The sequence below is a fragment of the Paenibacillus sp. FSL L8-0641 genome, from assembly GCF_038006265.1.
Taxonomy (GTDB): domain Bacteria; phylum Bacillota; class Bacilli; order Paenibacillales; family Paenibacillaceae; genus Paenibacillus; species Paenibacillus polymyxa_D.
Genome location: NZ_JBBOUW010000001.1, coordinates 4501048 through 4515541, shown reverse-complemented (window position 1 = coordinate 4515541; position 14494 = coordinate 4501048). Strand labels below are relative to the sequence as shown.

Sequence of the window (14494 nt, the reverse complement as noted above, 5' to 3'; positions counted from 1 at the left end):
CATGACAGCATTTGAACAGATTTCTTCCTTTCGTGGAGGATGGGAATGGTGGGACATCAGTGCTGGGAATTGGCAAGATTCGGTCATACAGCACTTGAAGGAGAAGCTCCCAGAAGCCGCAGAATGGCTGGACAAGGTAGAGGACATTCCATCCAGCTTTATATCTGTGCGCTTTCCAGATGGCAATCAGCCCTTAATGTACGGGTCGCTGATCTACTCCGTTCAAGAGGAAATCGATAGTCAACGCAATTGCAACAAGTTTTATTTTCTGGTTCTAAACCAGAAGTTGGTGACGTTAAATTTGGATCAAAATACCCGTGAAATTATGCACACCGCGGAACGCCAAAAAATGCTGGAACAGTGTGAGGATGCAGCTGACGGCATGTTTGTATTGGCGAGAGCCGTGCTTCATTATTTTCATACAGGTATGGATAAGTTCGAGATCAACCTGAGAAGACTGGAAGAGGACATGGAGAAAAGAAATGCCCGTACACTGATGGATTCTATATTGAATGCACGTTTCGAGCTGTTGTATTGGAGCAATATGTTCATTCCTTTTTCAGAGCTGGTAACGGCTTCTCGGGAGGCATATTTGGATAAACTGGAGGAGAATCGCTTTTTTAAGCAGTTACTTTACCGTGTGACTCGGATGGAAGGACTTTTCCTGCATTATGAAAAGGAAATCGACACCCTGATCTCTATTGACGAGGCCATTTCCGCTTTTAGGGGCAATGAGATTACGAAGACGCTCACCATTGTGACCGCCGTTTTTACACCTGCCACTGTAGTGGGGGCCATTTGGGGCATGAACTTTGAAAATCTGCCTTGGATTAAAACAGGCTGGGGTTTTACCGCCGTGATTATTGCCACATTGCTAAGTATGGCGGGAATGTACGGCTGGCTGATGATGAAGGGGTGGACAGGTGACTTATTGAAAACTAACAAGCGCAACAAATTGTAGCGGCTGATTACGGCTGTTATAATTTACAAATAAAAAACGATCCATCGTAACAGGAGGCTCTTTGGGGAGTCTATATCGGTTACGATGGATCGTTTTTAAATGAGATAGGGACAATTACTTAGTACCTTGGCTCATTTTGATATATCCTAATAATTCGGCGATGAAATCTCCGATGACCGGAAGATTTAACTGTACCAGGAAACTGAGCAACCAAGCGAGCAAGGCGAGTATGACCACTGTACCCAGCGTAAGGCCGAGACCACGTGCAATCCCTGCAGTCAGATTGCTCATAATTCTTCTTTTCGTGCTGGAGTAGTTCTCTATAATATCTTTGAATTCTGCTTTTTCCAATGTATCTGCGATTTGATCTAGGCGTTTGTTAAGCCGCTTGACCTCATGGCGAAGTTCAAAAGGATGCTCATTTACATCAAAGTCTCTCTCCGGATCATGTGTTTTAACATGATGATGAGTAGAAGAGGTCTGCTTGGATGAAATCTCATCTGGCTGATCTTGAGCCTGGAGGGGGTGAAAGGTTCTCTTGTTGTTCCGAGCAAGATCATCTCCATAGGAGTTTGGTTTGTTCATTGTCATCCCAGCCTTTCTATCATTTAAAAACAGCCAGCTTCTTGCATGCTGGCTGTTCAGTGTTTGGATATTATTTTGGTTGTAATCGGAATGTGTTCCTATTAGGAATTTGCATTTAATTGTTTTTGAGTGTCCTTGGCTGCTTGAGCGGTTGCATCCATAACTTCTTTATCCGCTTTGGCCGCTTCATTAGCGACATCGGCAGAAGCTTTGGTTACGCTGGATACGATGTTGTCTTTACTCTCGGATACCGTTTTGGCTACATCTGCTGTTTTAGTGGAAACGGTTTTGGCCAAATCTGTCGCTTTGCTGCTAACTACAGATGCGACATCCTTCGTTTTATCGGAGACAACAGTCATTTTTTCGGACAGATCACTACGTAAATCGCGACCCGGCTTTGGAGCGAACAGCAGGGCTGCCGCAGCACCAATCAAACCTCCAATGAATAAACCCTTTGCAAAACCTGAAGTGCTTGCCATTTTTTGATTGTCAATGTTACTCATGATATATCACTCCTTTTATAGAATAAAAATATATATAAATGTTAGGTAGCCCTTCTCAATAGCCTGGACGCAAGTCCGAGCAAGAATACGAACAATGCGGTTCCAAGTATGGCTGGAATGACTGCAAAATCTCCGATGACCGGGCCCCAGTCTCCCAACAGCATGACACCTAGCCAAGCTCCTACAAATCCAGCAATCATAGAGCCTGCAATGCCGCCAGGCATTTCATGTCCAGCTAGTGCATCGCCAATCAATCCGATAATAATGGCCATTACAATACTTAGTACAATTCCCCACACAAGGATCGCCTCCCTTATCCTAAGTTCACAAACGATAACGTTTTTGATAAATGCTGAGCTTCGATATTGCTGTGCCTTGCTTACTTCGTATATAAACGTCATGACCCGGAGTGAAACAAAAAGCCGAATCGGACGTTATGGGCGGGGGGGAGAAGAAAGTTGCATTTTCGCTCGCCAATAGATCATAGGAACGGTAAACGCCAGCCAAATGATGCCTGCAATATAACCACCCACAATATCTGTAGGAAAGTGAACTCCTAAATATATACGGCTTAGTCCAATCAATATAATGAGCAGTGCACCAAGAACGCACGGGAGGAAGAGCGAACGCTCACGAATCTTTCGTTCTATAGCCCAGATGGCAAATATCATGCCGTAAAATCCCATGGAAATCATCGCATGACCGCTGGGAAAACTGTAGCCCCCGGCTTCAACCAAATGTTGAAGTGACGGGCGTTCCCGTTGCAGAATTTCTTTAATGAGCGTATTCAGCACCCACATCGCCGTAAAGCTGCTTAGGATCGCAAAGGAATAAGCTTTTGAACGAAGAAAGACCCAGCATAAGGTAGCAGCACCGAGGGCGATAATTAACGACATGCTGAATGAACCGAAAGACGTAATGAATATAGCGATGGTTAGCAATTGGTCATGAGTAGCTGCTGTGTCTGGAAAAATAGCATCCTGTATACGCTCATCCCAATATAGAAAAGGAGCCGTGCCAATCCATTGCACAGAGTAGGCGATGAGAAGCATCACAGCGATCATGATAATAGATGCATACAGACTACGACGCAAATAGCTTGGTAGGAACCGGGATGGTTGGGGTTTATGGGATAGCATATGTAATAAATCTCCTCCTTATGGCTGTAATAGATTTAATTTTTCGTACTATTAACTTAACTAATAATGAACTTAAGAGCAAAACTCGACGGAGACGACAGGCTGATTGAGGCATTTAAGCCCGGGGTAAAGGGATCGTATCACAGTGTTTGTAATGCCAGGGCCGAAAGTGGAATAATCATCACGAAGCAAGGCTGCTTTACGGAACTGTAATCCATGGAGGTGTTAAGGATGATTAAAATAGTGACATCGGCAGAAAGACATACCTCAAATAAAGGATGGATTCATAGTGAGTTTAGCTTTTCATTTGCCGATTATGAAGATCCGAGCAATGCCCATTTTGGTTGTATGCTAGCCCATAATGATAACAAACTTGAACCGCAGCAAGGCTTCAAAAGACATCCGCATCACGATTTGGAAATCGTCACTTATGTAATTGAAGGCCAATTGCATCATAGCGACAGCTTGGGACATGAGCAGGATTTAAAAAGCGGCTCGATTCAGGTTCTGAGTGCAGGCACTGGGATTGAACATGAAGAGCGAAATACTGGGGATGAAAGACCGGTTCGCTTTTTGCAAATGTGGTTTTTACCCGAGAGCCCTGGCATTCAGCCTTCTTATCAGGTGCAAAGATTCAAGCACAGTGAACGCCTAAATCGGCTTCAGCCTGTTGTGTCTGGTTCAGAAGTGGAGGGAACGTTATCCATCGCGCAGGATATAAATCTGTATCTGAGCAGATTGGAAAAAGGCCAGCAGCTTGAATATCCGCAGCAAGAGGAGCGCCGCACCCACATTTATGTAGTTAGCGGTCATGTGGAAGTTACGTGCCAGGATGGAGATTTTCAGTTAGGGCCTGGTGATGCTGCACGAATTCAAAAAAGTTGTGCATTAAAGATACTAGCTACAGGTAATGAGGATATATCTGAACTGGTGTTAGCAGATTTACCTTGAAGCATCCTTGAGTGAAGAAGTGTATGAAAATGCGTATATGCAATCGAAAAATAAAGCTCGTATCCCCGTTGCGCGTCTGTTGAAGCGAGCGGAGGTACGAGCTTTATTTACGGTGACAGGGCCACTGGCATGAAGGCTGTTGCTCATGATGATAGGTTGTAATACAGCTAAGCTGTATTCCTATAGGCTGATTCAGGAGGACTTACGCAATCTACCCAGTTCAGAAACAATAGCTTCAACCTCGGAAATGCTCAGGTTAGGCTTGTTTATCACCATATCATAGACATCATGGATGTCCTCGTATTGCTCCAGCGAGAAAGCGGAAGCTTGCATAGCAGCACCACTCGCCATACGGAGCTTGGTTTTAATGCCCTCAATCATATACTCAATGTTGGCATGAGACGGTACAGACAAATCCATCGTTAATTTTCCATCCTTTCATAACAGGGGAAGTTGCCTGTATTGTATCATGTTTTTGTTGTAGAATGTACTGAAAGCCAGATTACCAATATACAACCGAATCAAGGAGGATGGGCAAAGTTGTCTTTGTATAATCGAGCTCCCGCACCCGGACGCTCGTCCTTAGAACATAATGTAAAGAAAACAGATCGAGATGGACTCGCGCCGTTTTTCCGAGAAATTCATCATCAGCATGCTATAGATAAGTTGACTTTTGTTTGTATCGGTACAGATCGCTCGTCGGGTGATTCACTGGGGCCACTGGTAGGCACCATGCTCAAGGAGCAAGGTTTTCCGCACGTGATTGGGACAATGTCGGAGCCCTGTGATGCGGATCATCTGGTTCCATACTTGGAGTGCATTCCCCAAGATCATCATGTGATCGCCATAGATGCTTGTCTTGGACAGCACGGCTCAACGGGAATGTTTCTTATTGCGTGTGAACCGCTAACTCCTGCGCGATCGGTAGGTCTGTCTCTGCCGTCTGTGGGTCATTATAGTGTTGCAGCGATTGTGAATGAGCGCAGTCCCAAACCCTATTGGACACTCCAAATGACGTCGCTTCACTTAGTCATGACAATGGCTGCGCATATTGCTAATGCGGCGGCTTGTGAATTTGGCTTAAAAACAGCTTCGCAAGATTTTCCAGAGGGTTACCGTTTCAGATATTGATCGTCTGCTTAATAATATACATCAGCATGTTCTACTCACTAATATATTCAGATCTAATAGATTATATACAGAGAAGGAAGGGTTCCACATGGAAAAGGTATTATGCGAAGGAACGACGATCTGCTATGCCGAACAGGGGAAAGGAGATCCGATTATTCTATTGCACGGATTTTGCGGAAGCTCCTCCTATTGGGATGAGGTTGTTCCCTTGCTGTCCCCAAGCTATCGTTGTATTGTTCCAGACTTGCGTGGACACGGACGCAGCGATGCTCCACTAGGAGCCTATACGATTGATCAAATGGCAGATGATGTGCTTAAACTTCAAGAACAATTGGACATCCCTCAGACTGCCTGGTTTGGTCACTCCCTAGGAGGCTATTTAGCCCTTTCGGCAGTGCAGAGACATGCAGAGCGCCTTACAGCCTTTGGACTGATTCATTCCACAGCTTATGCAGATACGGACGAAGGTAAAGAAAAGCGTAACAAGGCTGTATCTACCATCCAAACGGAGGGGATTACCAACTTTGTAGATGGACTCGTACCGGGACTGTTTGCTCCTGATCATGTGGAGTCGATGTCCAGCCAATTACTTAAAGTCAAAGAAATTGGCTACAAAACACCTCCGCAAGGAGCTGTAGGAGCATCATTGGCTATGCGCGAGCGTCCTGACCGACGGGATGTGTTGTCGGCTTCTGCCTTGCCAGCTCTTTTAGTAGCGGGGGAGCAGGATCAGGCGGTTCCTCCAGCGCGGACGTTTACAACAGATCGGGCCGGAGTAACTCAGGTTACCCTGCCGGAAGCAGGTCACATGAGCCTGTTTGAGGCACCGGAGCTATTAGCTAATGCTATCTTGGCGTTTTTGGAGCAAAACTTGAAAAAGTAGACTAAGGTAAGCCCAAAAACCGGAACCCTTTGATGTGATCGTCAGAAGGTTCCGGTTTCTTGTATGCAAATTGTTTTTAGATGTGGTCACTATACATTCAGTTTATTTGAATTTTGCTGACTTGTTGTATCATATCGGTTAATGTGCAGAATACCTAAGTCATATTATTTTTGTTCAAGGCAAACGCCGTCGGCAAACCATCAATACTCTCTAAACTTTTCTCGTATGCATACTTTTTAAGTACTTCTTCGCCCATCTGAATCGCCACGTCCTTCAGCTTTTCCCGTTCGCTCGTGTAAGTCATGAAGGGAACTGCAAAACCACATGAATCCTGCACCATATGAACATCAACTACTATGATTTGTCTTGCTCCAGGAAGTGGATTAAAGAGAGGATACAGCTCATTCCAACGCTTTGTATTGGGCAACACGACTGTGCCAGTACCATAGAGTCTTAATACACTGGGCTCGCCTTCAAATGCACAGAACATGATGGTTACCCGTCCGTTCTCTATAATGTGCGCACTTGTTTCGTTGCCACTTCCCGACAAGTCGAGATAGGCTACCTCCTGATCTGACAAAATACGAAAGGAATCATATCCCTTGGGGGAAATATTCACATGCCCCGTCTCGGATATCGGTGCTGATCCTACAAAGAAAATATGCTGTCGCTGTATGAACTCTTTATATTCCGGTAGTATCGCACTGAATTTTTTTCCCATACTTAAACGTCCTCCCCTGTAAAATATCAATGCATAATTTTGTTTCGAATGAAAATAAATATTTTATTTTATTATATGAATCAATAAATAATAAAGATTATTTTTGTTTCGCATGAAACAAAAATAACACGAGACTAACGGAGAATCAATATCAAATTTTCAAATACTCTATTTCGTTAGTCCATGATCGGCTACAAAACACTGTACTAACGGAATGTTACGTGCCATACGTGATTTCTGAGTGTCGAATCTTTGATGCTATAAAGTATTTGTAATTGTGTTAAATGAAATTGCGGCATGGCGGTGGCATTTGGCTTTTAGACAAGGATGTCATACAATCAGAAGACAGAAGTTTCTGGTTGTCTAGGCATCGGGATGAAAGGAAGGGAACGGCTTGCTTAGAAAAGACTATTTGCTCAGTATGATGGAAGAATTGACATCCGCAGTAGCATCGGTGCTCGGTCTTAGGCGCGAAAATAAACACATCGAAGCGCTGAAACAGCTAGATGACCTGCTCAACAAGCAGTTTCGTCTTCGTTCAGATCTGCTCAGACGATTGCCGCCGGAACAAATTATTGAGCTTTTCCGATTGGGCCCTGGAATTGAAGCGGATAAGCTTCAGCAGGTGGCTCGCATTTTGGAGGAAGAAGCCGCGATTTACCTGGAAACCAGCAGAACAGACGAAGGTATACGAATCTTGATGAAATCTCTTCATTTATATTTGTACAGCGATACGAATGGCGCGACTCGTGATCTGCAGGTCCTGCCTGAACGAATAGCGTGTATCGTGAAGCTGGTGCGCGAATATGAGCTCCCCCCTGAAACCAGCAAGCTGCTGGCTGTTCATTACGAGCGAGAAAACAGGTTGGACGAAGCCGCCGATGTCTGGTTTGGATTGGCATGGGAGCAGCCAGAGCTGCTAGCGGAAGCGGAGACGTTTTATAGTCAATTACTGGATAAGACCAATGCAGAGCTGGAGCTGGGTGGAATTTCACGCCAGGAAGTCACCGAGGGTTTGACCGAGATCACCCAATTACATGAAAGAAAGTGAGATGTACCTTTTGGATTCACTGCGCGAACTTATATACCAATTGACCACGGGAGGATCCCTCATAACAGCGACGCTGAGTCAGCTTCGCAAACGGGAGGATGCTTCTTTTACTAAAGTACAAATTAAACCTGTAGAATTGAAAAACAAACTGCATTACCAGTTTGCTTTTCATTACAGCAACAAAGTCATTCATGAAAATCTGACCCCTGACGAGGCTAACGAGCGTATGACTGCCTTGTTTGAGGACACGTTCCGCCAAGGACTTTTATGCGCCAAGGATGCAGACTACCAAGTGCTGATCAGTAAAAAATATAAAGTATCCATTCTGACAAAGTCACCGAGCAAAAGTAAAGCCGACCTGTCTCATAATCGCAAAAAGCAATATGTGCTCGAAGAAGGGGAACGAATTCCTTTCCTGATTGAGCTGGGAATTATGAATGAGGATGGTAAGGTACTGGCCCGCAAGTATGATAAGTTTCGTCAAATTAACCGGTTTCTCGAAATGGTGCAGGATGTATTACCTAGCCTTCCGGTAGGCCGCCCATTGACGATTGTAGATTTTGGCTGTGGCAAATCGTATTTGACCTTTGCGTTGTATCACTATTTGGCTGTACAGCAAAAGCGACCACTGCAGATCGTTGGTTTGGACTTGAAGGCAGATGTCATTGAAACCTGTAATGTTCTGGCTCAAAAGCTGCAATATCGACAGTTGGAGTTTCTGGTCGGTGATATCGCAGACTATAATGAACTGGAACAGGTGGATATGGTTGTTACCTTGCACGCTTGTGATACTGCAACAGATGCGGCGCTGGAAAAGGCTGTTCGCTGGGGTGCTTCCGTCATTTTGTCGGTTCCGTGTTGCCAGCATGAGCTGTTTAACCAACTGGAAAATCCGGTATTGGAGCCGTTGCTTTCCCACGGCATTTTAAAGGAGCGTTTTTCTGCACTGGCAACGGATGGAATCCGGGCCAAACTGCTGGATATGATGGGATATCGGACACAGCTATTGGAATTTATCGACATGGAGCATACACCTAAAAATATTCTGATTCGTGCCGTCAAAGGGCAAGCGGGAGAACAATCCGTTCTGTGGCGTGAATACACAGCATTTCGGGATTTTATTCATGCTGATCCTTATTTGGAACGCGCTTGTGCGGACTTGCTTCCCGAAGGAGCGGGGAAAAAGCAGACACATAGCTAGGAATATAGTAAAAGTGGAGCCACTGCGGGGTGGCTCCACTTTTTTGTAGTTCACAGTTCATGGTTGCAGTACGCAAACATCTATCCGCCATAGGCATTTCTAAAAGCGGTGCACAAGACATCGCGATCCACCTTCCACAATGCCGCGAGCTCCTCGCTGACATCTTCATCCCACCAGTCGCACAGTAGTTTGCGATTACTATGGTTTTCCGCAATCCAGATAAGGTGTCCGACGACCTTGCGGGAGTATAGTTCTTCGCCCTGCTTGACCAGATCAGGAGCAATGTGAACAGGCAGACGTTTGCAGGTTCGATACAACTCTTTGGTACATGCGCGGCGGATACCACGAGCCGTGGGTAATCGGGATTGTGAATTGTCATGTTTGGGGAATTTGCCGGGAGGCATATTGTACCCCCTCCTCTCTCTCACAACTTATGCGGGCAGAGGATCCGGGGTCACTGACTTCCCTTTTTGGACGAAGTGGCGACTTGTTCTGCCGCTGTGATACACTAAATGAAAATAGAGAAACAGGCAGGGAGTGGGAAGAGAGATGGACCAAATATCTAGTATCATTAATTATTTGTTTGAGATCATTCGTAGTCTTGGGTATTTTGGTATTATGCTAGGCTTGATGGTGGAGGTCATTCCAAGTGAAATAGTCCTCGCTTATGGCGGTTTTTTAGTGTCCTCGGGTCATATTAATTTTTTTGGCGCAGTCGTGTTTGGAACGATTGGCGGGGTGCTGGCCCAGTTGTTCATTTACTGGATTGGACGCTATGGCGGCAGACCCGTTTTAGATAAGTATGGGAAATACATACTCATCAAAAAAAGTCATGTTGACCACGCTGAAGCCTGGTTCAATAAATATGGCACAGGGGTCATTTTTACAGCTCGCTTTATCCCTGTTGTTCGTCACGCGATCTCAATCCCTGCCGGGTTGGCTCGAATGAACGTATGGCGCTTTATTATTTTGACAACGCTGGCGATTATACCTTGGTCTGTTTTGTTTATATATTTAGGTATGCTGTTGGGAGACAAGTGGGAACAAATTGACGAAGTGGCAGCACCTTACATCAAACCGATTTTGCTGGTTGCTCTTGCGCTCTTGATCATTTATTTTGTTATCAAATGGATTGTAGCCAAAAACAAAAAAGGAAGTGTATAACATGAGCCGTACTAACGTATCGCAATATTTCGGAAAGGGCTTGAGTCCTGAACAATTTATGGAGGGCATGGAAAAGAACAAAGAAGCCTTCCGCTCTGGATACGATCAGTTTGTGTGGAGCAACGAAGAGGATCGGGAGTTTTTTGAAAGCCTGAACCATCGTGATGATCTGCGTGTGCTTATATTGGCTGCCGACTGGTGTGGGGATGTAGTACGCAATGTGCCAGTTGTGTTCCGCGCGTTGGAGAATAGCGGGATTCCAACCGAAGTATTGATTCTGGAAAATCATCAGGCGCTGATGGACGACTTCCTGACAATGGGCGGACGTGCTGTGCCGATTGTGATTTTTGCGGATACGGGAGGTCATGTACTTGGCCACTGGGGACCACGCCCTGCACATGTCCAACAAATTATGATCGCATTCAAACGTGAAAATCCAGATCGGGAAGCCGATGATTATCAAGAAAAAATCGCAGTTGCTCGTAAAGAAATGGCTGGAAAATATGGGGAGGGAACCGAGGTCCATCCTGTAATTGTTCAGGAATTACGCGAGCTGATCTCGGGATTTTAACTTATGACATTATCTATTCGCAGTTTTAATCTCGGCCCGCTCCAGACGAATGCTTATTTGCTTCAAGGAGATGATCCGAAGCGCGCTGTTATTATTGATCCAGGGATGAATCCGGGTCCTTTGCTGAGAGCCATTGAGCCACTGACGATTGAAGCTATCCTGCTGACGCATGCCCATTTTGACCATATCGGAGGAGTAGAGGAGATTCGCAATGCCAAAGACTGCCCGGTTTATCTGCACGCCTTGGAGCAAGACTGGCTTACATCTCCTAAGCTGAATGGCTCCTTGATGTGGCCAGAGGCATCCCCTCCGATCTCGACGGAACCAGCCGAATATGACTTGGCAGAAGGTCAACAATTGAACCTGATCGGTCACACGTTCCGGGTTTTCCATACACCGGGCCATTCACCCGGAAGTGTCAGCTTTTTATGCGGCAAAGATCTTTTTTCCGGGGATGTGCTATTTCGTCAGGGCGTTGGACGCACGGATCTGGCGGGCGGCCGCGAACGGGATCTATACGATTCTATTCAGAACAAATTGTTTCCACTCGGAGATGACGTTACAGTCTATTCCGGTCACGGTCCCAAAACGTCCATCGGTTATGAGAAAGCTAACAATCCGTATATCCGGTAAATGTGATGAATGTTCAGTAGGGGCAAAATCAAAGGTGTGACAGGTTTTGCCCCATTTCGACAACAAATTATAAATTATGTATAGACAAAGGTTTTTATTTTTGTTAACATAAATTTATTGAAGTTACATACTAAACTCGCGAAGCACGCAAGCTGTGGATGAATCCCGGTTTGCGTTCTTTTTTTTGCCCATTAAGAGGATAAAGAGGCATGAGGCCGTCAGATCACAAGGGGGAGCAAGAATGAAAAGAAAACATATATATGGGGTACAACGTGAGATTGGAGGTAGTTTCCGGGTTCCCAATATAATAGATATTGAAGATTCTGTGGCAGATTCCGAGCCGAAGATCATAACATGGAAAAAGGTGAAACGACGGGGCGGAATCCCTACACAAAACTGGCATGTGAGGCTGAATGAACACAGGTTGGGACGTGGAGACGGTCGATTATGAAGATACATAGATGATATAGACAAGCTACTTTTTTTTTAGTAGACTTAGCAGATAAGTTCAGACAAACGGGGGGGCTAACGATGCATCATTTAGGAGCTAGAATTATGATCGTCGCGGATGCTTTTGAGCAGAATCTTCCTGTGGGCGAACATGGTTATATCATTGCTTACGACCGTAATGCGGACAATGCTTTTGACTATGTCATTCGCGTACCGAAGGTGAACCGCAATTTTTTTGTACCATCCGGAGACATCGAGCTGGAAGAGAGTATTCTCAAGCTGGAAGCCGAGCGGATTGAGCGTGAAGCGCTGATAGATTACGCCCTTGCTACCCATAATGAGCAACTGTTCATGCATGTGATGAACGGTGGTATTGATTCGGTAGAGACTGAGGAAGAAGAAACCGCGGCGGAGTTGTTGTCACAGGCTGATTTTATCAGACAAGTCAATTTGCGTGCTTGGATATAGAAGTCGGCTACGGTCGATTCTTTTTAAGAATATATAAAGGGCACAATCTCAGCTCCTATAGTTTTCACGAAAGAGCACCGAAAGGTGCTTTTTTTATATTCTTTTAGCAACATTTACCTCATCGAAGTGCAGTTTGCTTCTGTACCGCGTCAAAGATTGAATTGTAAAGGGTTCTATCCTATAATTAAAAACGTTATTTCAAAGTTCGGTGCAGCATTTTTTAATATCAGGATTTTGCAAAATTCGATTTCAGTCGCTTATTGGATTTTTTGCAAAATCCTCATATACATGAGGAGGGTTTTGTATGAACATTTCCACGGAAGATGTCCGTCACGTAGCCAAGCTGTCCAGGTTGAATCTGACCGCGGCTGAGGAAGAAACGATGACAGGACAATTAAACGCCATTCTCCATTATGCGGAGAAGCTGAATGAGCTGGATACGGAGCAGGTAAAGCCGACCACTCATGTGCTGCACGTCAGCAATGTCATGCGAGACGACGAAGTTCGCGAAAGTTTGACACATGAGCAAGTGATGCGCAATGCACCTGAAGAAGAAGACGGACAGTTTAAGGTTCCTGCTGTTCTGGAATAGATCTCATATTTGAAAGGAGGATGCAAATTGAGCTTGTTCAATAACACATTGCCCGAGATACATAACAAGCTGCATCAAAAGGAAATTTCCGTGAGTGATCTGGTAGGACACGCTCTGGAGACAATTGGTGCGCGGGAAGACAAGATCAGAGCTTATATTACCGTTGACGAGGAACAGGCCCGTGCATCCGCACGTCAGCTGGATGATCAACTGATTTCCGGAGAGGAAAGAGGGTTGTTGTTTGGCCTGCCAGTTGGCATTAAGGATAATATTGTGACAGAAGGGCTGCGTACAACATGTGGCAGTCAGTTTTTGAAAAATTTTGATCCCGTTTACGATGCCACAGTTGTTAGCAAGTTACGCGCAGCGCAAACCGTGACACTCGGTAAAATGAACATGGACGAATTCGCCATGGGCGGCTCTAACGAGAACTCCAGCTTTTTCCCTGCACGTAACCCTTGGGATTTAGAACGTGTTCCCGGTGGTTCCAGTGGCGGCTCGGCTGCGGCTGTTGCAGCGGGTGAGGCTTATTTCACGCTCGGCTCGGATACAGGGGGTTCCATTCGCCAGCCCGCTTCTTACTGCGGAGTAGTTGGCCTGAAACCAACCTATGGTCTAGTATCCCGCTTTGGACTGGTGGCTTTTGCCTCCTCTTTAGACCAAATTGGACCCATTACTAAAAATGTTCAGGATTCGGCCTATGTCCTACAAGCCATTGCAGGTTATGACCAGAAGGACTCCACTTCTGCAAAGGTAGACATTCCTGATTATTTGAACGCTTTAACCGGGGATGTAAAAGGACTACGTATCGCTGTGCCTAAAGAGTATCTTGGTGAGGGCGTCGATCCTCAGGTCAAGGAGAAGGTGCTGGATGCACTGAAAACGCTGGAAGGATTGGGCGCTGTATGGGAAGAGGTATCTCTTCCACACACGGAATATGCGGTTGCGACATACTACCTGCTGGCTTCATCCGAAGCGTCATCCAATCTGGCACGTTTTGACGGCGTGCGCTATGGTGTACGTTCTGACAATCCAGACAACCTGCTTGATCTATACCATCAGTCCCGTACGCAGGGTTTTGGTCCTGAGGTGAAGCGTCGGATTATGCTAGGTACCTATGCGCTCAGCTCTGGGTACTACGATGCTTATTATTTGAAAGCTCAAAAAGTGCGCACACTGATTAAACAGGATTTTGATCGTGTATTTGAACAATATGATGTGATTATCGGACCTACTGCACCGACAACTGCTTTCAAAATCGGCTCGCAAGTGGACGATCCATTAACAATGTATTTGAACGATATTTTGACGATTCCGGTGAGCTTGGCTGGTGTGCCAGCCATTAGCATTCCGTGTGGTCTAGCGGATGGAATGCCAGTCGGACTACAAATCATCGGAAAAGCCTTTGACGAGTCTTCCGTGCTACGCGTAGCTCATGCTTTTGAACAAAATACCGAATTTCACAAGCAGCGTCCGCAGCTGTAATTTGC

20 protein-coding genes are annotated in these 14494 nt (G+C 45.5%); 13 read left to right on the top strand and 7 right to left on the bottom strand.

Annotated features, from left to right (window positions below; all coding sequences use genetic code 11):
• Position 1 precedes the first annotated feature (1 nt).
• Positions 2–961 carry a magnesium transporter CorA family protein gene (locus MKY16_RS20580; RefSeq protein WP_029517173.1) on the top strand — a complete coding sequence of 320 codons (960 nt, stop codon included), beginning with the start codon at positions 2–4 and terminating at the stop codon, positions 959–961.
• A gap of 114 nt (positions 962–1075) precedes the next feature.
• On the opposite strand, the gene MKY16_RS20575 is transcribed toward MKY16_RS20580, so the two are convergent.
• The 4 genes from MKY16_RS20575 to MKY16_RS20560 form a co-directional block, all read right to left on the bottom strand.
• Positions 1076–1552 carry a DUF5665 domain-containing protein gene (locus tag MKY16_RS20575; protein ID WP_049816975.1) on the bottom strand — a complete coding sequence of 159 codons (477 nt, stop codon included), beginning with the start codon at positions 1550–1552 and terminating at the stop codon, positions 1076–1078.
• A gap of 95 nt (positions 1553–1647) precedes the next feature.
• Positions 1648–2049, bottom strand: coding sequence for a YtxH domain-containing protein (locus tag MKY16_RS20570; RefSeq protein ID WP_340956819.1), 402 nt, complete (start codon positions 2047–2049; stop codon positions 1648–1650).
• A 41-nt stretch (positions 2050–2090) separates the two neighbouring features.
• On the bottom strand, positions 2091–2348 hold the full coding sequence (locus tag MKY16_RS20565; RefSeq protein WP_069011991.1) for a GlsB/YeaQ/YmgE family stress response membrane protein: 258 nt from the start codon (positions 2346–2348) through the stop codon (positions 2091–2093).
• 135 nt (positions 2349–2483) lie between these two features.
• Positions 2484–3188 carry a phosphatase PAP2 family protein gene (locus MKY16_RS20560; RefSeq protein WP_069011993.1) on the bottom strand — a complete coding sequence of 235 codons (705 nt, stop codon included), beginning with the start codon at positions 3186–3188 and terminating at the stop codon, positions 2484–2486.
• Between the two features lie 231 nt (positions 3189–3419).
• On the opposite strand from MKY16_RS20560, the gene MKY16_RS20555 reads away from it, so the two are divergent.
• Positions 3420–4139 (top strand): pirin family protein, encoded by a 720-nt coding sequence (locus tag MKY16_RS20555; RefSeq protein ID WP_340886368.1) that lies wholly within the window; start codon positions 3420–3422, stop codon positions 4137–4139.
• Between the two features lie 192 nt (positions 4140–4331).
• Here the strand turns inward: MKY16_RS20555 and MKY16_RS20550 are convergent, their stop codons facing one another.
• The gene (locus MKY16_RS20550) at positions 4332–4559 is read right to left on the bottom strand and encodes a DUF1128 domain-containing protein (RefSeq protein WP_029517178.1); all 228 of its coding nucleotides are present in this window, start codon (positions 4557–4559) and stop codon (positions 4332–4334) included.
• Between the two features lie 120 nt (positions 4560–4679).
• Here MKY16_RS20550 and yyaC point away from each other — a divergent pair, with 120 nt between their 5' ends.
• Both yyaC and MKY16_RS20540 read left to right on the top strand, forming a co-directional pair.
• Positions 4680–5270, top strand: a complete 591-nt coding sequence (gene yyaC, locus MKY16_RS20545; protein WP_049816976.1) for a spore protease YyaC — start codon at positions 4680–4682, stop codon at positions 5268–5270.
• A gap of 88 nt (positions 5271–5358) precedes the next feature.
• Positions 5359–6153 carry an alpha/beta fold hydrolase gene (locus MKY16_RS20540; RefSeq protein WP_340956816.1) on the top strand — a complete coding sequence of 265 codons (795 nt, stop codon included), beginning with the start codon at positions 5359–5361 and terminating at the stop codon, positions 6151–6153.
• Between the two features lie 154 nt (positions 6154–6307).
• Here MKY16_RS20540 and MKY16_RS20535 read toward each other — a convergent pair whose 3' ends face one another.
• Positions 6308–6874 carry a pyridoxamine 5'-phosphate oxidase family protein gene (locus MKY16_RS20535; protein WP_069011999.1) on the bottom strand — a complete coding sequence of 189 codons (567 nt, stop codon included), beginning with the start codon at positions 6872–6874 and terminating at the stop codon, positions 6308–6310.
• 394 nt (positions 6875–7268) lie between these two features.
• Here MKY16_RS20535 and MKY16_RS20530 point away from each other — a divergent pair, with 394 nt between their 5' ends.
• Together MKY16_RS20530 and MKY16_RS20525 are read left to right on the top strand one after the other, a co-directional pair.
• Positions 7269–7925 carry a DUF6483 family protein gene (locus MKY16_RS20530; protein WP_069012001.1) on the top strand — a complete coding sequence of 219 codons (657 nt, stop codon included), beginning with the start codon at positions 7269–7271 and terminating at the stop codon, positions 7923–7925.
• Positions 7912–9126: a class I SAM-dependent methyltransferase gene (locus MKY16_RS20525; RefSeq protein ID WP_340956814.1), complete on the top strand. Its 1215-nt coding sequence runs from the start codon at positions 7912–7914 to the stop codon at positions 9124–9126. The genes MKY16_RS20530 and MKY16_RS20525 overlap by 14 nt, the downstream gene beginning before the upstream one ends.
• A gap of 80 nt (positions 9127–9206) precedes the next feature.
• Here the strand turns inward: MKY16_RS20525 and MKY16_RS20520 are convergent, their stop codons facing one another.
• A complete protein-coding gene (locus MKY16_RS20520; protein WP_340956812.1) occupies positions 9207–9530 on the bottom strand; it encodes a dehydrogenase in 324 nt (107 codons plus the stop codon).
• A 145-nt stretch (positions 9531–9675) separates the two neighbouring features.
• On the opposite strand from MKY16_RS20520, the gene MKY16_RS20515 reads away from it, so the two are divergent.
• From MKY16_RS20515 to gatA, 7 genes are all read left to right on the top strand, one after another.
• Positions 9676–10290 (top strand): DedA family protein, encoded by a 615-nt coding sequence (locus MKY16_RS20515; RefSeq protein WP_029517185.1) that lies wholly within the window; start codon positions 9676–9678, stop codon positions 10288–10290.
• A 1-nt stretch (position 10291) separates the two neighbouring features.
• Entirely contained in the window at positions 10292–10861 is a 570-nt protein-coding gene (locus MKY16_RS20510; protein ID WP_340956809.1) for a thioredoxin family protein, read from the top strand.
• 3 nt (positions 10862–10864) lie between these two features.
• Positions 10865–11494 (top strand): MBL fold metallo-hydrolase, encoded by a 630-nt coding sequence (locus MKY16_RS20505; RefSeq protein ID WP_069012005.1) that lies wholly within the window; start codon positions 10865–10867, stop codon positions 11492–11494.
• 241 nt (positions 11495–11735) lie between these two features.
• Complete coding sequence (locus tag MKY16_RS20500; RefSeq protein ID WP_069012007.1) at positions 11736–11945, top strand: hypothetical protein; 210 nt, start codon at positions 11736–11738, stop codon at positions 11943–11945.
• An 80-nt stretch (positions 11946–12025) separates the two neighbouring features.
• A complete protein-coding gene (locus tag MKY16_RS20495) occupies positions 12026–12412 on the top strand; it encodes a hypothetical protein (RefSeq protein ID WP_025675434.1) in 387 nt (128 codons plus the stop codon).
• A gap of 304 nt (positions 12413–12716) precedes the next feature.
• Positions 12717–13004, top strand: coding sequence for an Asp-tRNA(Asn)/Glu-tRNA(Gln) amidotransferase subunit GatC (gene gatC / locus MKY16_RS20490; protein WP_013311910.1), 288 nt, complete (start codon positions 12717–12719; stop codon positions 13002–13004).
• Between the two features lie 27 nt (positions 13005–13031).
• Positions 13032–14489, top strand: a complete 1458-nt coding sequence (gatA, locus tag MKY16_RS20485) for an Asp-tRNA(Asn)/Glu-tRNA(Gln) amidotransferase subunit GatA (protein ID WP_023990257.1) — start codon at positions 13032–13034, stop codon at positions 14487–14489.
• Positions 14490–14494 lie beyond the last annotated feature (5 nt).